23 protein-coding genes are annotated in these 21916 nt (G+C 43.8%); 7 read left to right on the plus strand and 16 right to left on the minus strand.

What is annotated here, in order from left to right:
* Positions 1-7: 7 nt before the first annotated feature.
* From rfbC to FEK29_RS07130, 13 genes are all read right to left on the minus strand, one after another.
* Positions 8-556 (minus strand): dTDP-4-dehydrorhamnose 3,5-epimerase, encoded by a 549-nt coding sequence (rfbC, locus tag FEK29_RS07070; protein ID WP_138257731.1) that lies wholly within the window; start codon positions 554-556, stop codon positions 8-10.
* A 507-nt stretch (positions 557-1063) separates the two neighbouring features.
* Positions 1064-2839 carry a MutS-related protein gene (locus FEK29_RS07075; protein ID WP_138257732.1) on the minus strand — a complete coding sequence of 592 codons (1776 nt, stop codon included), beginning with the start codon at positions 2837-2839 and terminating at the stop codon, positions 1064-1066.
* A gap of 250 nt (positions 2840-3089) precedes the next feature.
* Complete coding sequence (locus FEK29_RS07080; protein WP_138257733.1) at positions 3090-3449, minus strand: MmcQ/YjbR family DNA-binding protein; 360 nt, start codon at positions 3447-3449, stop codon at positions 3090-3092.
* Positions 3450-3563: 114 nt separating this feature from the next.
* Positions 3564-3887, minus strand: a complete 324-nt coding sequence (locus FEK29_RS07085; RefSeq protein WP_317129170.1) for a Dabb family protein — start codon at positions 3885-3887, stop codon at positions 3564-3566.
* A 95-nt stretch (positions 3888-3982) separates the two neighbouring features.
* Positions 3983-4606, minus strand: coding sequence for a DUF4230 domain-containing protein (locus FEK29_RS07090; protein ID WP_138257735.1), 624 nt, complete (start codon positions 4604-4606; stop codon positions 3983-3985).
* On the minus strand, positions 4599-4958 hold the full coding sequence (locus FEK29_RS07095) for a DUF4260 domain-containing protein (protein WP_138257736.1): 360 nt from the start codon (positions 4956-4958) through the stop codon (positions 4599-4601). Before FEK29_RS07095 ends, FEK29_RS07090 begins: the two co-directional genes overlap by 8 nt.
* On the minus strand, positions 4955-5707 hold the full coding sequence (locus tag FEK29_RS07100; RefSeq protein ID WP_138257737.1) for a cyclase family protein: 753 nt from the start codon (positions 5705-5707) through the stop codon (positions 4955-4957). The genes FEK29_RS07095 and FEK29_RS07100 overlap by 4 nt, the downstream gene beginning before the upstream one ends.
* 32 nt (positions 5708-5739) lie before the next feature.
* A complete protein-coding gene (gene hemW, locus FEK29_RS07105) occupies positions 5740-6906 on the minus strand; it encodes a radical SAM family heme chaperone HemW (protein WP_138257738.1) in 1167 nt (388 codons plus the stop codon).
* 66 nt (positions 6907-6972) lie between these two features.
* The gene (locus FEK29_RS07110) at positions 6973-7338 is read right to left on the minus strand and encodes a four helix bundle protein (protein ID WP_138257739.1); all 366 of its coding nucleotides are present in this window, start codon (positions 7336-7338) and stop codon (positions 6973-6975) included.
* 212 nt (positions 7339-7550) lie between these two features.
* Positions 7551-8108, minus strand: coding sequence for a crossover junction endodeoxyribonuclease RuvC (gene ruvC / locus FEK29_RS07115; RefSeq protein ID WP_138257740.1), 558 nt, complete (start codon positions 8106-8108; stop codon positions 7551-7553).
* A gap of 3 nt (positions 8109-8111) precedes the next feature.
* Positions 8112-8588: a hypothetical protein gene (locus FEK29_RS07120; protein ID WP_240042687.1), complete on the minus strand. Its 477-nt coding sequence runs from the start codon at positions 8586-8588 to the stop codon at positions 8112-8114.
* 219 nt (positions 8589-8807) lie between these two features.
* On the minus strand, positions 8808-10439 hold the full coding sequence (locus FEK29_RS07125; protein ID WP_138257742.1) for a M56 family metallopeptidase: 1632 nt from the start codon (positions 10437-10439) through the stop codon (positions 8808-8810).
* Positions 10436-10798: a BlaI/MecI/CopY family transcriptional regulator gene (locus tag FEK29_RS07130; protein WP_138257743.1), complete on the minus strand. Its 363-nt coding sequence runs from the start codon at positions 10796-10798 to the stop codon at positions 10436-10438. The genes FEK29_RS07125 and FEK29_RS07130 overlap by 4 nt, the downstream gene beginning before the upstream one ends.
* Positions 10799-10993: 195 nt before the next feature.
* Here FEK29_RS07130 and FEK29_RS07135 point away from each other — a divergent pair, with 195 nt between their 5' ends.
* Complete coding sequence (locus tag FEK29_RS07135; protein ID WP_138257744.1) at positions 10994-11503, plus strand: DUF456 domain-containing protein; 510 nt, start codon at positions 10994-10996, stop codon at positions 11501-11503.
* Here the strand turns inward: FEK29_RS07135 and FEK29_RS07140 are convergent.
* Together FEK29_RS07140 and FEK29_RS07145 are read right to left on the minus strand one after the other, a co-directional pair.
* On the minus strand, positions 11500-12054 hold the full coding sequence (locus FEK29_RS07140; RefSeq protein ID WP_138257745.1) for a nitroreductase family protein: 555 nt from the start codon (positions 12052-12054) through the stop codon (positions 11500-11502). The genes FEK29_RS07135 and FEK29_RS07140 overlap by 4 nt on opposite strands.
* Before the next feature lie 92 nt (positions 12055-12146).
* Positions 12147-13037 carry a LysR family transcriptional regulator gene (locus tag FEK29_RS07145; RefSeq protein WP_138257746.1) on the minus strand — a complete coding sequence of 297 codons (891 nt, stop codon included), beginning with the start codon at positions 13035-13037 and terminating at the stop codon, positions 12147-12149.
* 85 nt (positions 13038-13122) lie between these two features.
* Between FEK29_RS07145 and hutH the strand changes: the two genes are divergently transcribed.
* The 6 genes from hutH (at position 13123) to FEK29_RS07175 (ending at position 20991) form a co-directional block, all read left to right on the plus strand.
* Positions 13123-14697 carry a histidine ammonia-lyase gene (hutH, locus tag FEK29_RS07150; RefSeq protein ID WP_138257747.1) on the plus strand — a complete coding sequence of 525 codons (1575 nt, stop codon included), beginning with the start codon at positions 13123-13125 and terminating at the stop codon, positions 14695-14697.
* A gap of 3 nt (positions 14698-14700) precedes the next feature.
* Complete coding sequence (gene hutI / locus FEK29_RS07155; RefSeq protein WP_138257748.1) at positions 14701-15951, plus strand: imidazolonepropionase; 1251 nt, start codon at positions 14701-14703, stop codon at positions 15949-15951.
* An 8-nt stretch (positions 15952-15959) separates the two neighbouring features.
* Positions 15960-17963 carry a urocanate hydratase gene (locus tag FEK29_RS07160; RefSeq protein ID WP_138257749.1) on the plus strand — a complete coding sequence of 668 codons (2004 nt, stop codon included), beginning with the start codon at positions 15960-15962 and terminating at the stop codon, positions 17961-17963.
* A gap of 141 nt (positions 17964-18104) precedes the next feature.
* Positions 18105-19082, plus strand: coding sequence for a formimidoylglutamase (gene hutG / locus FEK29_RS07165; protein WP_138257750.1), 978 nt, complete (start codon positions 18105-18107; stop codon positions 19080-19082).
* A 425-nt stretch (positions 19083-19507) separates the two neighbouring features.
* The gene (locus FEK29_RS07170) at positions 19508-20701 is read left to right on the plus strand and encodes a hypothetical protein (RefSeq protein ID WP_138257751.1); all 1194 of its coding nucleotides are present in this window, start codon (positions 19508-19510) and stop codon (positions 20699-20701) included.
* Between the two features lie 62 nt (positions 20702-20763).
* Entirely contained in the window at positions 20764-20991 is a 228-nt protein-coding gene (locus tag FEK29_RS07175) for a hypothetical protein (RefSeq protein ID WP_138257752.1), read from the plus strand.
* Here FEK29_RS07175 and FEK29_RS07180 read toward each other — a convergent pair.
* Positions 20984-21889, minus strand: coding sequence for a universal stress protein (locus FEK29_RS07180; protein ID WP_138257753.1), 906 nt, complete (start codon positions 21887-21889; stop codon positions 20984-20986). The genes FEK29_RS07175 and FEK29_RS07180 overlap by 8 nt on opposite strands.
* Positions 21890-21916: the final 27 nt, after the last annotated feature.

A 21916-nucleotide genomic window follows, 5' to 3' on the forward strand; every position in this document is an offset into this window, starting at 1 on the left:
ATAAAGCTTAATGGATTACCAAATCCTTGAAGTGAGGAAGTATTTTATCTTTCTCGGAAATGATGAGTTCGCTATCCGTTATTTCCCAATCTATGTTCAAGTTGGCATCGTTATAGATGATTCCCGCCTCGGCCTTTGGGTCGTAGTAATTATCACACTTGTAAAAGAAGGTTGCCGTATCACTAAGGGTCACAAAACCATGTGCACATCCCCTTGGGATAAAAAGATGTCTATAATTTTCTGAGGATAAAATCGTTTTGAATACATTTCCATACGTTGGGGAATCCTTTCGGATGTCCACCGCCACGTCCAACACCTTTCCCTGAAGCACCCTTACCAGTTTTGCCTGGGCACTTTCACCTTTTTGATAATGCAGCCCGCGCAACACCCCTTTTGTGGAAAATGATTGATTGTCCTGAACAAAATTCACCATAAAGCCTGTAAGCTCAGCATACCTTTTTTGATTAAAACTCTCGAAGAAATACCCCCTTTGATCTTCAAAGACCCTAGGTTCCAATTCATAACAGTCCTTTATGTTTGTTTCTTTAATTTGCATCTACACTTTCAGCCAATCAAATGTACAGTAAGTTTGCTTCTTCTAAATTTCACACGTGCAAGATACTTACTTTTTGGGAAGTTGGTTTTGAAATATGCCAAACGTAAACCTCAACTAAAAAAATAAGCCGATAGGAATATCGGCTTTTGAAAGATTCGGGGGAAACTACCTATGGTAGTTTTACTTTAAGGAGCTATGGGAGTTAGGGTGCTTAGAATTATTTCCTTTCTGTTGATACTAACATCACAAATCTGATAAATACAATGTGATTTTGATATTTCTAAATAGCCCAGGGATTTTTTGAGTTTACTTCGCTTATTCATAATAGTTCGTATTTAATTATGAAACAAATATAAAGTCGTGCAAAGAGAACATGAGGACTCTCAAGATGAAACCCCAAATTACTGTAGACGAATGGTAAATTACCTTAGATTATGATCTTAATTAAAAAAGTTTAAATAGGAGAATCTGCAATCACTAAGTTTGGATATATAAACAAGGTATTGGCTACTCGCCTATGATATCCATTTTCCTTAATAAAAAAGAGGCGTTCATGTTCTGGCAGATGCCCTTTTTGAAGATATAGTCAAAATGAAGTTCGTCATTCACAATCTCCGCATCAAAATAGTAGTTTTTAACCTTTGATAGTTTCTTGGCCACCTCGCACAAGCTTAGGTCATGGGTGGCAATGATCCCCGCAGCACCCGAAGATACCAAACGCTCCACGAACTTCCTTGAGCCTGCGGCCTTATCCGTACTATTGGTGCCTTTGAGAATCTCGTCCAAGACAACGAAATAGCGATCCTTTTTTATTTCGTCCACAATGAACTTTAGCCTTTTCAATTCTGAAAAGAAGTAGGAGGCGTCATCGGTTAGGGAATCTGATGTACGCATACTGGTGATCAGTTTTATGGGACTGTATTCCATGGATGCCGCACATACAGGAAGTCCAATATTCGCCATCACAATCTGTAAGGAAACCGTTCTCAAAAAGGTACTTTTGCCGGCCATATTGGCCCCCGTGATGATAAAGAAATCGGTTTGGCCTATTTCGTAATCGTTCAGCACACATTTCTTGGGGTTCAGCAGAGGATGCCCGGCCTGCTTCGATCTAATGCATATTCCGTTTTCCTTAAGAATTGGAAAGGCATATCCCGGATGGTTGAAGACAAAATTCGCCAAGCTATTATGGGCATCGAAAAAGGCGATACAATCGAACCAAACACCCATAGATTCCTTGTGTTCAGAAATCCACTTTTCAACCTTATATGCCGTATACAGGCCTCTTAGAAACAAGCCGTTTCCAAAAATGAGGTACAACAGGTTGTTGTTTTGGTCTAAATCCGACAGTAAACCGGCGAATTCCCTAAGCACTACGGAGTTCTTTTTACCATGGCTTTGTATCCCTCCCTGTTTTTCCTTCAGTAGGGCCGACCCGAATTTTTGCGATTCGATGGCCGCTAGCAAACGATTATAGCGTTCGAATAAAGATTGGATCTTACTTGTGCCTGAAACGAGTTTGGTCATTTTTTTGGTAAAGGCACCTGTTATCAATAGCCCCAACAACAACCAGTAGAACAATACCGAAGTAGGTAGAAAACCCATAAGCAACAGGCCAAAAAACAGAATACTGCCTCCGGTGTACAGCCACGGTAAAAATCGCATAACACCCGGAACAAAGGGCCTGTAACTGGTTATCCAGTGCAATGCCGTTTGGGTGGTTACTTCCGCCTTCGACAACGCCGCGGTGGCGGCAAAATCCTGTCGCCATTTGGGGATTTGAGCCAATTCCTTCATTGACTCTTGTTTTGCTTCAATTCGGTCCACAGTGTTTTCCTTTAGTATGGAAGCTAAGAGTAGGCCGCCTTCCGGAAGGATGCTTCTGTTCAGATACTGAAAAAAGGAACCCCTGCCAAATAGATCAATATCCTGACTATAAAAATGGGTATCGTCCTTAAATTCATCTCCTGTTGGAAGGTTTTTATAGTCCCTGTTTAAAACCTGGATCTCGGTTTCATTGATAGCGATCAATCTTTTGAGCTTGTCCCTTTTATACTGTAAATCGGTATGTCTAGAGACCAAATAAAGAAAAATGACGATGGCAACGACCAAAACTACCAGGACCATTCTGGTATTCCCATACAAAAAATAAACACCAACTACCGCAAGTATGAAAACGACCAAACGAACGGTGCTGGAGGCGAGCAATTGTGACTTTACCGTTTCCAATTGCCCCTGGTACGATTTTATTTCATCCTGATAAAAAGATAGGGGATCTATCATGCCATTGCTTACTTCTGAAGTTTCAACAAAAGTAGGGTTTCAAACGCTAAGCAGGGAAATTTATAGGGATTGAATCACTCAAATAACCAGCCGTTGTTCTGTAGCTCCGAAAATCGAAAACTTGCAGAGCTGGTGGTGGCACGAGATTGGGGAATTATAAATCCGTTTGATTGCAGGAATTAAAAGACCCCAAAGGTTTTAAAAACCTTTGGGGTCTGGTTGCATTAACCAAGATTCTTCTTGTGCTTATTTATAATAAGGCATCGTATTCCGCCCGAATCTTTTTAGGGAACTTCGCTACCACCAAATCATAGGAATGGTCCGTAAGCTCCAGGACCAATTTTGGTGGTAAGTTTTCTAGAAAAAGGGTATTCCAATGGATCTTGCTCATATGGTAGCCGGGAATGATCTGGCCATCATACTTTTCCCTTAATTCCTCGCCACGATCCGGGTCACACTTTAGGTTCACTTGTGAGGGTACCCGTTCCAAGCCGCACAACGCAAACATTTTTCCCATGACCTTGAAAACGAGGGTCTTTTCGTCAAAAGGAAATCCTTCCGTTACGCCCTTTTTGGATAAGCAGTATTCCCGAAATTCCTCAATGTTCATTGCAAATAATACTATTTAAACCCTAAGGGAAAAAATGCAAATCTTTCTTCTATTTAAGTCCTCCCTTCACCTATGCTGAGCGAAGTAAAAGCATTGGAGGGATTGAGGAGGCTCTTATATACCTGTTGAGTCGTAAACAATCACTTTCTCCCAAAGATGTTCTGATTCCTCGATGAAAAGTTTATGCGGGGCTTCATCTTGGTACGCCTGTTGTGCCTCTGCAGATTCAAAGGATACCATCAATGAAAAAGTAAAGGAACCATCCACGACATCCCTACTCGCTTTTGGCGGGGTTCCTATGAACTTGGTCTTGGCATACCCGGAATTGTCCAGAAATTTGGACAGGGATTTTACAAAGGCATCTCTATCGGCCTGACTATCTGGATTTTTCAACCAAAAAAATACGGTGTGGTTGAAATTAGGATCGAATTCTTTCATGTTTTCTTTTGTTTGGCCAAAGGCCATGGTTGTAAGTACCAAAAATACTAAAGTTGTTATAGTTTTCATGTGATTGTATCCGTAGTTTGATAAGTTTATTGTTCGAGTAGTCTCTTGTCCTTTTCCGAAATATGCAAGGCGGAATAATCCAATTTCCAGCCAATGGTCTCCACGATTTTTTCAATGAGCAAAACCGATTGCAACGCTTCCTTCTTGGCGGTCTCCATGAGTCCGCTTTCCGGTATTTTTTCCCTGATATGCTTTTTTGCCTCGGTGTTGAGACTTGTCAAATCATCAGGGGTAAAGGTATTGAAAAGTCCGTTTTTAATATCATAAAATTCCAAATCGGGCTCAATCGACAAAACCTCAGGTTCGGGAAAATTGGAAAGGATGATCTTCCTTTTGCCAGTATCGGCATGCATCAATATTTTATTAAGGTCGTACCCAATCTGGGCTTTCGCCTTAATAACGATGAGCGCCTTTTTTTTGCTGCTCAAAAGGCTCATAAACCGTTCCCGCGTATTTTCATACTTGTAGACTTCGGCAAAATCGCCCTCCACGGAAATCAACTTGCAGACACTGCGTATCTTTTCCAATAAAACGGTGGACTGATGCGTGGTAATTTCCTTGCTCTGTTTTTTTCGGAACAGGGAAAACAGCCAATACATGCTGATTCCGCCCAAAATAAGGCCCAAAAAGACATCAAGTATATTATCCATTCCTTTTTCCTATCTCCCCTAAATGGGTGTATTTAAATCCCTTTTCATATTTAAGTCCATACCCAAAAGTCCGGTCCATAGATGCGTGCGCGAACAGTATGACCCCGATCATCTGAACGACCGGCATGGAAAGGTACATCCCCAAAAAATACAAAAGTATGGCAATTCCCTTATGGTGAAAAAGATTATACCCTATGGCCCCAACCTTTTCGTTCATCAAATAACCGAGCATGCCAATATCCGGCGTTAGCAGCAGTACAAAAAATAACCACCACGGGTAGCCCAATAGTCCGTACATAAAGATGCCCAGCACAAACATGGCCACTTCCTCCAATCTCAATAAATTCCTCATACTTCGGTAATTTTAAACAAAACAGGTCTGCTTGGGCTGGCGTCGTTCACGAACGGCGCTACCTGTAGGTTCAACAAATACATTCCGTCGACCACCTCGTTGGGTACAAAAATAAACTCCGTAATGGTGGCCTCCTTTCGTATGTCGCCGTTCATGTTCCAAAAGGTTCGATGGCAACGCAAGGCACCGCCATCCCTTTCCTTATCCACGGATGGTAGGTCTACCAATAAATGGTCTATACCGCTGTTGACCAAAAATGCCATGGCATCCTCCATAAAATAAGGGGGATTGCTATTGGAATACTGTTTTGAGAACTTTTCCTTGGTGTTGGGCAAGGTGCGTACCACCAAGGCATTCGGTTTTGCCCCCTTCATGGCATTGCTCAACTGATGCTTGGAAATCACAAAATCGTCCCCCAATTTTCCCGGGGCGATCGTAATGACTTCGGCCAAAAAAAAGTAGTTTTTCAATTTTTCGTTGACGGAATAGACCTCACGGGTAATATGGCCGTAGCACTCCGTGTGCGTGCCATGGGCATGGGGGTTGAACCAGATATCATTAAAATTGGTGCTTGCGCCCTGCTTTACGCTACCCGTAAAACCATGTTCCACATGCGGCTCGATCCTGGGATGGTCCACGTACCACGCATTCACATTGGAAATATCACCGGTCATGGGTATGGATAAATCCAAAGGTTTGGAAAGGTCTACTTGATAAGTCCTTTTTTTAATGGTTAGGGTCGCTTTCAAAACAAATGTAGATCGGTTAGGTGGTTTGTTTGTTATGACAAGTTAATCATAAACAGATCAGCGGCAATTCCATCCGCCAAAAACTTCCCTTTTTTGGTGGTAGAAAGTACCTTTTCCTCTAATACCAACAGGCCTTCTTCCCTGAACTTTTTGGATTGCATCAAAAGATAGTCCTTAAATTTTTCCCCATACTCTTTTTGGATTCGGGTTACGTCCACGCCCCAAATGGTTCGAAGGCCGGTCATGACATACTCGTTGTATTTATCCTTTGTGGACAAGGTTTCCGTTTCCATGGGAAGTTCCCCTTTTTCAAGTGCCTTTATGTATTTGGTGTTGTTGCCGATGTTCCACCCCCTGCGAATCCCGTCAAAGGAATGTGCCGATGGCCCGATACCCACATATTTCTTTTGCTGCCAGTAGGCCGAATTGTTCTGGGAAAAATAGCCCGGCTTGCCAAAATTGGAGATTTCGTAACAAATAAAACCTTCCTGCAGCAATGTTTCGTACAAGAGGTGAAAGTGCTCTTGGGCCAGTTCATCACTGGCAGGCCGAATCAATCCCTTGTCCACAAAATTGGCCAATGCCGTTTTGGGCTCTATAGTGAGCGCATAGCTTGAAATATGGGGCACTCCATAGGAAAGGGCCTTTTCGATGTTTTTTTTCCATCGGTCCAAGGTCATATCTGGCATGCCATAGATAAGGTCGATGGAAATATTGTCGAAATGGCGTACCGCATTTTTTAGGGATTCTGATGCTTCATTGGCAGAATGGGCACGGTTCATCAGTTTTAAATCGGTGTCAAAAAAAGACTGTATGCCTATGCTTAAACGGTTGATGGGGCTTTTTGCCAATGCCTGGATTTTTTGGAGCGAAAGGTCATCCGGATTGGCCTCCAAAGTAATTTCTGGCGTATCGGCCACCTTATAATGCTTATAGACCGTCGAGACCAAATCATGGATTTCACCCAATTCCAGCACCGAGGGTGTTCCACCCCCAAAATAGATGGTTTCCACGTTTTCATTGGCAAATTCCCCCTTTCGTAATTCCAATTCCCTTTTTAAAGCGGCTATCATAGCTTCCTTTTTTCCCAGGGATGTGGAAAAATGAAAATCGCAATAATGGCAGGCCTGTTTGCATAAAGGGATGTGGATGTACAAGCCCCCTCCGCCCCCAAAGGGGGCGCTATTTTCAGTATTCATACGAAGCTGATTTTTCAAGCATAAATTAACAGTTTCCAGTTTCAGTTGGCAGGTTTTATTTGTTGGTTATTCCGACCCAAATTTAGAATGATTGTTGATCATGTAATTTATAAGTTTACCGACCTCTTCGCTCTCTTTAATAAATTCATTAAAATGACCTTGTTCAATGTATTTACATGCCAATGCAAATTCTAACCAGGTTTGTGTTTCAGAATTTTCTGCGTCACTGTCAGTCAATTTGCTGATAAAATTCTTTGGATATCTTCTTTTGCGATAGGCCTCTGCAATATTGGCGCTCACGCTTCTAGAAGAACGCCTTATCTGGTCAGTCAATGAATATTTCTCTTCCACTGGAAACGACTTGGAAATTTGAAAAATTTTCATCGCTAAAGCAAAAGATCTTTTATAAGCTAGTAAATCCTGAAACTGCATCTATCTTAATTTTATCCTCACCGGGTCTTATTACTGCAAACTGGTTGCTGTGAACTGTTCACTGGTAACTGATTACTGTTCACCGATAACTTATTACTGTTCACTGATAACTGATTACTGTTCACTGATAACTTATTACTGTTCGCTGATAACTGAATACTGTTCACTGATAACTGATTACTGATAATTGTTTATTGCTTATTGAACATTAATCATTCCTTTCCAACCTTCCCCGGATTATTTTTAATGTAGGATTCCCACCCAGAATACGACTTCCCTACCTCCACCCTGCCTTCATTGTAAAAATGGCAGACTGCGGCGGCAAGTCCGTCCGTGCTGTCCAGATTTTTGGGGAGCGATTTTAAGGAGAGTAAGCTTTGGAGCATTTTGGCCACCTGCTCCTTACTGGCGTTTCCATTGCCCGTGATGGCCATTTTTATCTTTTTTGGGAGATATTCCGTTATGGGTATCTGTCTTGAAAGTCCCGCTGCCATGGCCACGCCTTGTGCCCTGCCCAATTTGAGCATGGACTGTACGTTCTTGCCAAAAAACGGTGCCTCGATCGCAATTTCATCGGGATGGTACGTATCGATCAGTTCAATGGTGCGGTCAAAGATCAATTTGAGCTTGGTGTAGGGGTCGTCATACTTTTTCAATTGCAGTTCGTTCATCTGTATGAACTGCATCTTTTTGCCTACAACCTTTATTAGGCCGAAGCCCATAATCGTAGTTCCGGGATCTATCCCTAAAATAATCTTTTCTGTCGCCAAAACTTAGTTGGTGTTTAGTTGTATGGGTATCTTAAATTTTGTCTTTACCGGAATGCCTCTTTTTAGGGCTGGGGCAATGGGAGGTATGTTTTTGAGACTTTGGGTAATGATTCCATCAAATTCGGGCATTTGCCGTAGGATGGCCGCATCCTTGAATATCTTTACGACACTGATTTTTCCCTTCGCATCGATGACAAAGATAACATCTACCAGGGCCCCTCGGTCAGAATCAACGGTAAATTCAAATTCCCGCAAGGTATTTTCGAAATGGGTCGTCAATTGATGTTCAAAGCATTTTCTCTGTGCCTCTTTGCTGGCCGTTTCATCACATTCCATAAACAGCGGATAGGAATCCACGGAGTTCCAGTCCATTTCCCGAAGTTCCGCGTTAATCAATTCTTGGGTCCTTTTTTCCTTGGACTGGAAAAGGTTACAGGAACCCAAACTTAAAACGACCAACAATACCAATATGCGTTGCATGTCACCAATTCTATGGTGGAAATTACAAATTTTTGACGGGTTTAGTTTTTGGAAAAGTGGATTTCCACCTTGAAATCAGAAATGCGTTTGGTTGCTATTTTGGAAAGGTAAGCTATTTGAATTTCCATTCTAATGATTTATGTAGAAAGTATTTTGAAGTACAAGACCTGTCAGGTTTTGAAAACCTGACAGGTCTTAAATTATTTAATTACAAACCTATTATTCCAACTTAAAATTTACCGGAATGGAATAGGCCACCGCCACTTCCTCTACCCCATTTTTACCCGGTTTCATTACTGGCAAACGCTTTAAGATTCGCTCCACCTCATCCTCCAAAAGTTTATCAGGTCCGCGCATGGCAATATTTTCGACGTTTCCTTCTTTTGAAATCGTAAAAAGGGCACTTACCCTGCCTTGGATTCCCCTGTCCTGAGCTTCTTGGGGATAACTGAAATTTTTGCTGATATGCCGCATGATATTCTCATTGAAACAGGCACGGGAGTCGGTTGCATTTTCACAGCCCGGGAAAACGGGAACCTCATCTACTTCCCCAAATGGTATGGCATTCGATTCAAGGGCCTTATTGGCCCGAATTGTTTGGGCCGATGTTCCATCCAGTTGAAAAATAACAGGAATGGAATAAGGTATGTTCACTGTCTTACCATCCTTTAATCCCGGTTGCATTTTAGGAAGCTTAGAGATGATCCCTTCCACTTCCTCCTCCAAAAGAGGATGGGGACCACGATTCTCGATATTAACTATACTTCCTTCTGTATTTATGGTAAACAGAACACTCACCTTACCTTCGATGTTTTTCTCCAGGGCTTCCTCTGGATAATTAAAGTTTTTACTGATGTGTTCCATGATTTTTTGATTGAAGCAGGCCCTTTTATCTTCGGAATTCTCACAACCTGGAAAAATGGGTACAGCATCTAATTCTGAAAATGGTACCATATTGGATTTTAAGGGAGTAGCTTCTAAATTTTCTTTGGAATTTGCCTCGCTTTCACACGAGGTATAGAATAACATACCGAGTACCAGGGGTACCAATACCAAATACTTTAACTGCCAGATTTTTTTTGATTTTGATTTTTGTAACATGACTATTCGTTTTTTGATTAATGTTGATTTAAAAAATGGATTGATGAAGGAAAAATTCCGGACTTCGAACGCTTGGGACAACAGCATTTCACAGTGTTCCTGTCGCTCTTGTTTGGGAACCTGGGCATCGGCGATAAATTCGTGCAGTTCCGTGAGTCGGTTTTGATAAACATAAACCAAGGGATTGAACCAAAACACGATTCGCACGACCTCGAAAAACAGTAGGTCCAAGGTGTGCCACTGCCTAATATGGACCATCTCATGTGCTACAATGGATTCGGTTTCCTTACGACTAAAATTCTCTCCTAAGAAAATAGACTTTAGGAACGAAAAGGCCACATTACTCTGGGGGATCAGAATCCTTCTATGGTCCCTATAAACTTGTACCTTCCCCGTCAACTTTAAGGTTCGCAAGCGCCAAAGTTTCACGACAAAGGCAATGACAGCCATTCCGCACCCAATGAAAAATAGGACGATGAGCCAAGTAATTTCCATTGCCGCCGGAGCAGTTCCAACTCCCACGATAGCCGTCGGCTGAAGGTTCCATAAATACTCGGAATACCCTAATAAAACGGGGGCTTCGTTTTTAAATGCCTCTATTTCTACCCAGGGCAAGGCCAAGGATGCGGCAAATGTGGCCAACAGATAGACCCGGTTCCATTGAAAGAAGGTCTCGCGCTTAAGGAAAAAATCATAAATAACGAGGAACACCAATTGAAAGGCGATGCACTCTAGGATATACTGTATCATTTCTTGTCCTTTTTTATTTCGTTCATAATGGACTCCAATTCGGACAGGCTCATATCGTTCTTCTTCATGAAAAAAGAAACCATACTCTTGAAGGAGCCCTGAAAATAACCGTCCACCAATTTGTTGATGCTTTGGTTGCTGTAATCCGATTTTTTCACGATTGGATAATAGAGGTATCCCTTTCCCTCCTTCTCATGGTCCACAAAGCCCTTGCTCTCCAAAATCCGAATGATGGTGGAAACGGTGTTGTAGGCCGGCTTGGGCTCGGGCAATTCATCAATGACACCCGCCACGTTCGATTTTTCCAATTGCCACAATACCTGCATTACCTCCTCTTCGGCCTTGGTTAACTGCTTCATCACTTTAGTTTTTTTATTCTCTTAAATACAAATTCCAGACAATACTCCCTTCGACTCCGCTCAGGGTAGCAGTTCGATTCGTAAATCTCATCGCTAATATAACTAAATATTTAGTTTAAACTAATTTTTTAGTTAAAAAATTGATTTCAGTATGACACTTGTAACATTTTTGACCTATTTTCGTCCAATCGTCATATGGATATAGCACTATTGATTATCGGGTTTATTTTTATGCTGCTGGGCATCCTTGGCAGCTTTCTTCCCGTACTTCCGGGACCACCCATTAGTTGGATCGGACTGTTACTTTTATACCTTACCAAGGCTATTCCCAACAATTGGTGGGTGTTGGGCATCACCCTCGCCATCGCACTGATCGTATTTGCGCTTGATTATATCATTCCTGCCATGGGTACGAAGAAATTTGGTGGAACACGGGCAGGGATGATAGGTACGACCATCGGCCTCATAGTTGGATTGCTCGCACCTATACCTGGAGGAATCATTATTGGTCCTTTTGTAGGTGCCTTTCTAGGGGAACTATCGGCGAAAGCCGATAACAAAACGGCCCTAAAAGCTGCCTTTGGTTCCTTTTTGGGTTTCCTTACCGGTACGTTTATGAAGTTTGTGGTCGCCGTGGTCTATTTGGGACTGTTCATCTCCACCGCTTGGGAGTACAGAACGGCGTTGTTTCCGTATTTTAATTAATCCAGCCAAACGGTTTTTTCCGAAATTGGATTTCTTGTAGATACCGGCACATCGCCATCATAATAGCCCATGTACAAAAATCCTAGGCATTTTTCCCCTACGGCCATGTCGAAAAATTCATCCATGTACTTTATAATTCCCGGGGAGCTCCAATAACACCCAATTCCCAGCTCGGCACAACATAACCACATGTTCTGCACGGCCATGGCAACCGCGGCCACCTCTTCCCACTCGGGAAGGCTCTCCTTAGGGTCTCGCTGCATACAGATGGCTATCACCGCTGCGGATTGATCGGCGTTGGCGCGTAACTTTTTGATCTTGATCTGTTGGGGTCGTGCATCGGTATCCTCATATTTTTTGGACAGGAATGCGCCCAAGGCTTCCTTGGATTTTCCCCGTAGTACCTTAAATCGCCATGGTTCCGTTTTTTTATGCGTTGGCGCCCAATTGGCGGCCTCCAATATGCGCTCCAAATCGGTTTTGGATAGTTCCTTTTCTATATATTGAGGTGGAAATACCGACCTTCTATTTTTAATCAAATCAAATATCATAGTTCAATATTTAGGTTCATAAAATTAAGCCTCAAAACCCATGATTCCAAAGTCTAAGTACAGCAATTAAATGAATCTCAACGATTTCTATGCTATTTAGTTTCAAACAACAAATCGATGCAGTTCTGTAAAACAGGATTCCTATGCTCCTTTTTCCAAATGGCCGATAGCAAGGCCCTTTGTTCTATATCCCTAAGCTCAACAAATTTTACCCGCATTTGAAAGCCGTATTGCAGGGCCGTTGGGACAATGGCAATGCCCAAATTGTTCTCCACCAATTTGAAAATGGTCTGCGCGTGCACGGATTTATGGGAAACCTTGGGTACAAAACCCGCATCGGAACAAATGCTCATGATCGTTTCATAATAATAGGGACTGTAATCCTGACTGAACAAAATAAAGTTATCTTCGGAAAAGCGTTCCATCCCCGTGTACTCCCTTGTAAGCATTGGATAACTCTGGGGCAATACCAAGGAGAACGTATCCTCATAGACCGTTCGCATGTGCAAATTTGCCGGAACTTTGGCCAATCGAACAAACCCAATATCCAAATCTCCCTTTAAAACGGCATCCACCTGGTTCAAATTAGAAAGCTCCTCCAAAGAGGTCTTTATCTTTGGAAAGGTATCCCTCAATTTTAAGAGCAGATTTGGGATGACATCCTGCATGGCGGAACCCAAAAACCCGATCCGAATTTCACCCGTATCGCCCTCCCCTATCAGCTGTAATTGTCGTTTTATCTCCTTTAATTGCTTAAAAAGTGATTCGGATTGATGTTTCAGGTAATGGCCCGCCGGGGTCAGTGCAACCTTCTTTTTATCCCTCACGAAAAGTTCCGCCTGCAATATTTCCTCCATTTGCTTTATCTGGCGTGACAATCCTGGTTGGGAGATAAAGAGCTTTTCCGCAGCCTTTCTAAAATGTAGTTCATCGGCTACCGCCAAAAAATACGTAAGGTGCCGTAATTCTATTTGAGAACTCATAGTTATTGATTGTTCAACAAAATGGTATTGGTAATTATCATACTTAAACAATATCTTTATAAAACTAATATCTAAAAGGCAAATTTTGGCGTTGGACACCTTTAAATTTGGAGAAGACTGGCTTACTGTAGGTAAGGTCTTAAGTATTGCAAAAGGAGGTACTACAATTGTTCTTTCACAATCGGTTGAAAAAAGGATCGAGAACAGTTCGCAGGTAGTCGCATCCATCGTGGAAAAAGGACATCCTGTTTACGGGATCAATACGGGTTTCGGGCCCCTTTGCACCACCAAAATTTCCAAAGAGGAGACGCGTATTTTACAGACAAACATCCTTAAAAGCCATAGTGTGGGCGTAGGAGAACCTATTTCTATGGAATTGGCCAAAATCATGCTGATTTTGAAGGCCCATTCCTTGGCAAAAGGATATTCCGGTATCGCGCTTGACACCTTGGAACGAATTATTTGGCACATAGAAAACGATGCGATACCTGTGGTCCCCTCCCAAGGTTCCGTGGGGGCATCGGGCGACTTGGCTCCATTGTCCCATTTGTTTTTGCCCTTGATCGGGCTGGGCAAGGTCGTTTATCAAGGAAAAATTATGCCGACCCAAACCTTGTTTGAAAAAACGGGACTTGAAGCTATAAACCTGGGTCCAAAAGAAGGATTGGCCCTAATTAACGGTACTCAGTTCATTGCGGCCCATGCGGTAATAGTGGTTGAAAAACTACATTCTGTACTATCCCAAGCGGATATTATTGGGGCCATGATGATCGAAGGGCTACAAGGTTCCGTAAAGCCCTTTTATAAGGAACTGCACGAACTACGTCCCTTTAAGGGCAATATTCATGTTGCCAGGCGCGTCAAGCGATTGCTAAAGGGTTCAGAAATCATGGAGGACCATATCGATTGTGACCGCGTACAGGACCCGTATTCCCTGCGCTGTATTCCTCAAGTACACGGTGCCTCCAGAAATGCCTGGTTGCACCTGAAGGAACTTTTGGAAACTGAACTGAACTCCGTCACGGACAATCCCGTCATCATTGACGAGGAACTCACCATTAGTGGCGGAAATTTTCACGGACAGCCCTTGGCACTGGCCTTGGACTATGCCTGCTTGGCGGCATCGGAAGTGGGCAATATTTCGGACCGACGCATTTATTTGGCCTTGGAAGGAAACAGTCCAGGCGTACCCAAATTGTTGATGAAGGACACGGGGATCAATTCCGGGTACATGATACTACAATACACCAGTGCGGCCCTGGCCAGCGAAAACAAGGGGATGTGCTTTCCGTCCAGTGCGGACAGTATTCCCACTTCCCTAGGGCAAGAGGATCATGTAAGCATGGGCTCTATTGGAGGCAGGAAGGCGCTTCGCGTCATAGAAAATGTAGAAAAGATATTGGCCGTAGAATTGCTAACGGCGGCACAGGCCTTTGAATATAGAAAGCCCTTAAAATCGGGCATCTTTTTGGATGAAATACACAAAGCGGTTCGGAAAAAGGTATCCTTTGCCGAGAAGGACCGTGTTTTTTCGGACGATATCGAAAAGGGCATCCAAATGATTCAAAACAAAACGATCATATCGGTGATTGAAAAAGTTGAAAAGAACAGAAACATTTCGCTCAAAACGAAATATTCGGCAGAATTTGAAAGCTATTGATATATGGAAGCATTGCAATTAATCGGACCCTTCAAACAATTGTTGACCATGGAGGCCCTGCCTTTAAAAGGTGCGTTGTCCGATAGTCAACTTTGGATCATAGAGGATGGAGGCCTATTAATTTCCGATGGAAAAGTGATGGCCACGGGAAATTACGCTTCCCTAAAAAAAGAACATCCTTCCGCAAAATGTCACGAATTAACAGGTGCCCATGTGTGTCTTCCCGGTTTTATCGATGCCCACACCCACATTTGTTTTGGGGGAAGCCGGGCCAACGACTACGCGCTCAGAAATTCGGGAAAAACCTATTTGGAAATAGCTAGAGCGGGTGGTGGTATTTGGGATACGGTTACCCAAACCAGAAAGGCGGACAAGGAAACCTTGACAAAGAAGACAGTAAAATTGGCCAATCGGCATCTTAAAACGGGCGTTACAACGCTGGAGGTGAAAAGTGGATACGGACTTTCATTGAACGAGGAAATTAAAATGTTGCAGGCGATACAGGAAGCCAACAACGAAGTTCCATCGGACCTAATCCCAACCTGCCTTGCCGCGCACATGTTCCCCAAGGATTATGCGGGTACCAAAACCGAATATTTACAGGAATTGGCCCAAAAGTTATTGCCCAAACTGAAGGCCGAAAATCTCACCAACAGAATCGACGCTTTTATTGAAGAAAGTGCCTTTTCACCGGATGAAATAGCCCCGTATTTTGAAGCGGCCAAACAACTTGGATTTGATATCACGGTGCATGCCGACCAATTTTCCACGGGCGGTAGCAAAGTGGCGGTTGATTTTGATGCCATCAGTGCAGACCATCTGGAGGCCAGCACGGATATAGAGATTGAACTTTTGGCCAAAAGCAATACCATCGCCACGGCCTTACCGGGGGCCTCATTGGGACTTGGCTGTAATTTTACACCGGCAAGAAAATTATTGGATACCGGGGCCACTTTGGCCATTGCAAGCGACCACAACCCGGGTTCCGCCCCCATGGGCGATCTATTGACCCAAGCGGCCATATTGGGTGCTTTTGAAAAATTATCGAATGCGGAGGTCCTGGCCGGAATTACCGTAAGGGCGGCCGCTGCCTTGGGGCTCAAGGACCGAGGGAAACTGGCGAAGGGATACTTGGCGGATTTTAGCCTTTTCCATACCGATAACTATCAGGAAATCCTGTACAACCAAGGAAACCTGAAACCCTGCATGGTCTGGAAAAACGGAAATTTGGTGTACAACAAGCATAAAGCGTAAAGACAAGCATGGATTTTAAAGCACAGATTCTTGCGGGAATCCCATCGGAACTACCAAAGAAAAAAGAACGTTCTTCCACGGTTTCACATGCCCCTATAAGAAAGGATATCCTTTCAACCGAAGAAAAAAAACTGGCCATACGCAATGCGTTGCGGTATTTTCCACAGGAATGGCACCAAGAACTTGCGGAGGAATTCGCCCAAGAACTGATGGAATACGGTCGGATTTACATGTACCGCTTCATGCCCGATTATATAATGTACGCCCGACCCATTTCCAAATATCCCGCCAAGACTACTCAAGCGGCCGCCATTATGTTGATGATCCAGAACAACTTGGACCCTGCGGTGGCACAACATCCGGAAGAATTGATTACCTATGGAGGGAATGGGGCCGTTTTCCAGAATTGGGCACAATACCTGTTGACCATACAATTTTTGGCCACGATGACCGAAGCGCAAACGCTTCATATCTATTCCGGGCATCCCATGGGCCTGTTCCCGTCTTCCAAGGAAGCCCCTAGGGTGGTCGTGACCAACGGTATGATGATTCCCAATTATTCCAAACCCGATGACTGGGAACGTTTTAACGCCTTGGGTGTCACGCAATACGGGCAAATGACGGCAGGTTCGTATATGTACATAGGTCCGCAGGGCATTGTTCATGGCACTACGATTACAGTCATGAACGCCTTTAGAAAAGTGTTGAAATCTGGAGAAACACCCGAAGGTAAAATCTTCCTTACGGCCGGACTGGGCGGTATGAGCGGGGCCCAGCCCAAAGCTGGAAACATTGCGGGCTGCATTACCGTCTGCGCCGAAGTGAATCCGGCGGCCGCCCGAAAACGCTTTGAACAGGGTTGGGTGGATGAACTTTTGGAAAGTATTGACAACCTTCTTGAACGAACCAAAACCGCCATCGCACAAAAAGAAGTTGTTTCATTGGCCTATATAGGAAATGTAGTGGATGTTTGGGAGCGCTTCTATAAAGAAAACATTTTTGTGCATTTGGGTTCGGACCAGACCTCCTTGCACAATCCTTGGGCCGGGGGCTATTATCCCGTGGGACTCGGTTATGAAGAGGCCAACGAATTGATGAGCACAAATCCCGAACTTTTCAAAGCCAAGGTTCAGGAATCGCTACGGAGACATGCCAGTGCCATCAACAAGCATACGGAACGAGGTTGCTATTTCTTTGACTACGGTAACGCCTTTTTGTTGGAAGCGTCCAGGGCCGGAGCAGAGGTAATGGCAGAAAACCAAGTTGATTTTAAATATCCTTCTTATGTTCAGGATATATTGGGACCTATGTGTTTCGATTTTGGATTTGGTCCGTTTCGATGGGTCTGCACGTCGGGGAATCCGGAGGATTTACATAAAACGGACCAGATTGCGCTGGAGGTGATGTTAGGTATAAAAACGACCGCACCAGCTGAGATTCGGCAACAAATGGACGATAACATCAAATGGATCCAAGAAGCCGAAGAAAACAACTTGGTCGTGGGTTCCCAGGCACGGATTTTATATGCCGATGCGGAAGCTAGGGCAGCCATTGCCGAATCCTTTAACCAAGCGGTGAAGTCGGGCGAAATTTCCGCGCCGGTTGTTTTGGGTAGGGACCACCATGACGTAAGCGGCACGGACAGTCCGTATAGGGAAACCAGTAATATTTACGACGGAAGTAAGTTCACGGCAGATATGGCCATCCACAACGTAATCGGCGACAGCTTTAGGGGTGCCACCTGGGTATCCATCCACAACGGTGGCGGCGTAGGTTGGGGCGAGGTCATCAACGGCGGTTTTGGCATGGTGCTCGACGGGACAAAGGAAGCATCGAACCGATTAAAAAACATGTTGTTCTTTGATGTAAACAATGGCATCGCCCGAAGAAGTTGGGCCCGAAATAAGGAAGCCATCTTCGCATTACAAAGGGAAATGGAGCGCACACCCAACTTACGCGTTAATTTACCTAACTTCGTGGAGGACCACGTTTTGGAAAAATTATTCCTTTAGCAGGAATCAATCGGATAGTTATTTTGTCTCCTCGAAGGCAGTCGGGAGGTCGTCATAATTTGCAACTAGGAAAGAAGGTCTCGACTGCGCTCGACCGGACAAATACTTATTTTAGGGCGACCCTAGCATTAAAAAAAATATATGAGCAACTACGCAGAAACTTTTTCGGAGATATACACTGGAAGGCCTTCGGGGCGGCAACTGTATCTGCATGAAAAGATTTCTTGCGTTCCTATTTCCAACGTATCAACGGTTGCCTCCGAAAAGTGCTTTACCTTTTTGGGCTATGCCTGCGATGAAGGGGTGAAAAGAAATCTGGGTCGGCCTGGTGCCGTCAATGGCCCGGATGCCATCCGAAAGCACTTTGGCAAACTGCCCAACCATCTTCCCACGGAGACGCTGCTCTATGATGTGGGCACACTACAATGTTTGGAAGGCGATATGGAAGTAACCCAACGGGCCCTCAGCGATTCCATTTGCCAATTGCTTCAACATAAACACTTCCCCATCGTACTTGGCGGCGGACACGATATGGCCTACGGCAGCTACAACGGACTCAAAAAATATGTTGGAAAAGGGGAAACCATCGGTATCATAAATTTTGACGCCCATTTTGACCTAAGAAACAACAGACAGGACAAAGGTCACACTGTGAACAATTCCGGAACCCCGTTTTACCAAATAGCCCTGGACTGCCAAGCGGACGGCACCCTTTTCAAGTATCTCTGTTTGGGTATCAGACAAGATGCGAATGACAGGATTCTCTTTGAAACGGCCAAGGAACTGGATGTTAAGTACATCATGCGGGACACTTTTAGAATCCAATTCCACAATGAGATAAACGCCTGGATCAATGCCTTTACAGGCAATGTGGACCACATCTATGTGACCATTGATTTGGACGGATTTTCTTCGGCCTACGCACCCGGGGTAAGTGCTCCCTCGCCCATGGGTTTCACCCCGGATGTTGTCCTAGAATCCCTAAAGACCATTATGGCAACCGGTAAACTTAGGGTTTTGGACATTGCAGAATTAAATCCGGATTTTGATAGGGACGATCAAACGGCAAAATTGGCGGCATCCTTAGTGCATTACGTTTTACATGCTGAACGTAACTGAAAAGATTCCGCATTCAAGCGGAATTAGTTCAACCAACGGATAAATGTGCACTTCGTTTCACCTATCTGGTTTTCACTAACAAAAAAAGCCTCCCAAATGGAAAGCCTTTCATTGGTTCAATAGGTATAATCCTATTTTTACCACTGTCCCAAAATCACTTTCGGGACACAACACAACCGCACAAAGATAAGAAAGGATTTTTATTTTTTAAGGTCATTCTAAAATTATCATCGGATGAGCGGTCTCCTTTTTCCTTTGAATTGAAATTTGACCTAGAAGGGAATTCCCGATTAAAAACCATATAATCAGATAAATAGATCCAACCAATACAAGTTACCAAGGAAACTTTCCACTGGTCGACACTTGGGTAGTTACTCCAAAGCGGCTACGTAATTTGCAGGTCCAAATCCAAATCGACCTATCCCATGAACCTACGACCGGTTGCCTTCATAATTGTCCTATTGCTGTTTTTTTCGTGTTCAAAAGAGGATATTTCCACCTACCAAGAGGATTTAGTGGTACGTTTGGACGAGGAAATTGAGACAGTATCCCATAAGACCAATGAAAAATCGCAACATGTTGATGAGGCCTTTGTTCATTGGATCGTAAACCGGCAGCAAGCATCGGGCCTGATGGAAAGTACGGAAATCTCCAATTTCACTTCCTTATACGACAATGCCTTGGCCGCGATATTTTTCATCCAAGAGGATCGAAGGGAAAATGCGGAAAAGATATTCGATTATTTTTACTCTATTCGGGAAACGGAACTACCTCTAACGGGCGGGTTCTATCAATTTAGAAAATCAGATGGTTCCGATGCGGAAAGGATCTGGATGGGCGACAATGCCTGGCTGCTGATCGCTTTGAACCAATATGCCACCAAATACGGATCTGGAAAATATGAATCACTTTCGCTTCAATTGGAAAACTGGATCCGTTCCCTACAAATGGAAAATGGGGCTTTGAGAGGAGGAACAAATTCGGATGGAACGGAGATACCCAATGTTACGGAAGGTATGATCACGGCCTTTCACGCCGTAAAGGGATACGACGCATTCCATAAAAACATGCTGGATTTCCTGAAAAAGAATCGGTGGGACGAAGAGCTTGGACTGTTAATGGCCTGGCCTGAAAATCCAGAATATGCCTTTGCCCTGGACGTGCTTTCCCTAAGCAAACTTATTTTCAACGACCTCTCTGACGATGTGCTCTTCCAAGCCAACAAGTTCCTGAACGATCAAACAGCCACCATGAGCGGTGAAATGATTTCAGGCTATTGCTTCGACCAGGACAAGGATGTAATCTGGCTGGAAGGTTCCGCACAAATGGCAGTGGCCTTCAACAGTATCGCGCGGTTCGATATTTCGGAAAATATAATGGAAAACATTGAAAAAACGGTCATACAGAGCTCCATGACCGATAACGCTCAAGGCATACCCTATACCGCCAACTTTGGCACTTCCTATGGAAGCAACGAACTTTGGGATCATACGGATATTACCCCGGCGCTGTCCTCCACCCTCTGGTACTACTTCGCCAAAACCAATTTCAATCCTTTCGATACGGGAAAAAAGGACATGCTACCTACAGCCGACAAATTTTGGGAATACGATTTTTAGTCGCAGTTTTAAAAAACCTTTAACGCATTTAAGAGTCCCTAAACACTATCTTTCAATTAAAAATGAAAGATTCAGTCTACGTTTGGGTAGTGATTACCACATTGGCCTTGGTCACGGTCACCATAATGTCCGTAATGAACCTCCCCTTTAATTGGATATTTTATTGCACCGTGCTAGGCCAGGCCCTTATTGTCATCATGGTCTATAAAGTACTGACCGATAATTACAAGACGGACAAAACATTCAAGGATTTTTACGAGGACAATCCCATTGGGAACCGCGTTAATTAGGTACGACTACGTTTTCCCTCTTACTGGATTCCTTTAAATGGGAGGTCATGCCCAGTTCCGGTATGACCAGTAGCGGTATTTGGGTGTGAAATGCCACTCTTTTTACTACGGGCTCACGTACCAATTGTTCCATGTAACTGTGTTGGTAGTTCAACATGGCCAGTAAGTGAATGTCCATTTCCCTGGAAAAGACCTCCAAGGTCTTGGAAACGGAATTCAACTCGGATACGGTGTGTACGTAATGCTCCACTTCACCCAGGTACTTGCGCAACATTCCCAAATTGAACAATTGAAGCTCGGACAGGGTCTTGATTTCATATTGTACATGTACGATCCGAACGGTGGCATCAAAAATGCCGGCCAGTTCCACCAAAGGCCTTAGCTCGGATTTGGTATAAAATCGGGTGAAATCCGTCGCGAAAGCGATTTCGGTCGGTTTTTGAAATTCAAAGTTTTGCGGAATGGCCAATACGGGACAGTCCTTTACGGATTTGATGACACGTACCGTATTGCTGCCCATGAAAACCTCTTCCATTCCTGTTGCCCCCGTGGTTCCCATAATGACCAGTTCAATGTCATAGGCCGAAATACTTTCAATGATCTCATCCACCAACAAACTAAAGGAAGAAATGGTCTCAAAATGATGATGCTCGTTCACAAAGTCATTCTTGACCCGCGCCAATAGATCATCCAGGCCCTTTTGGGAATATTTGGCGGCACTGTTCGTTAGCATACTTTCCTCAAAGGAAGCCGCCATAAACCTACTGCCGGCGATGGCTGGGGTATAGGTATTCAATAAATAGAAGGTACATTCCTGATCCCAGAACATGGAAATGGCATACTTGATGGCATTGCAGGAATTATCCGAAAAGTCCGTAGGGATTAAAATATTCTTCATCTAATTTCATCTTTGAATATGGGATAA

Source organism: Maribacter aurantiacus, assembly GCF_005780245.1.
Lineage (GTDB): Bacteria > Bacteroidota > Bacteroidia > Flavobacteriales > Flavobacteriaceae > Maribacter > Maribacter flavus.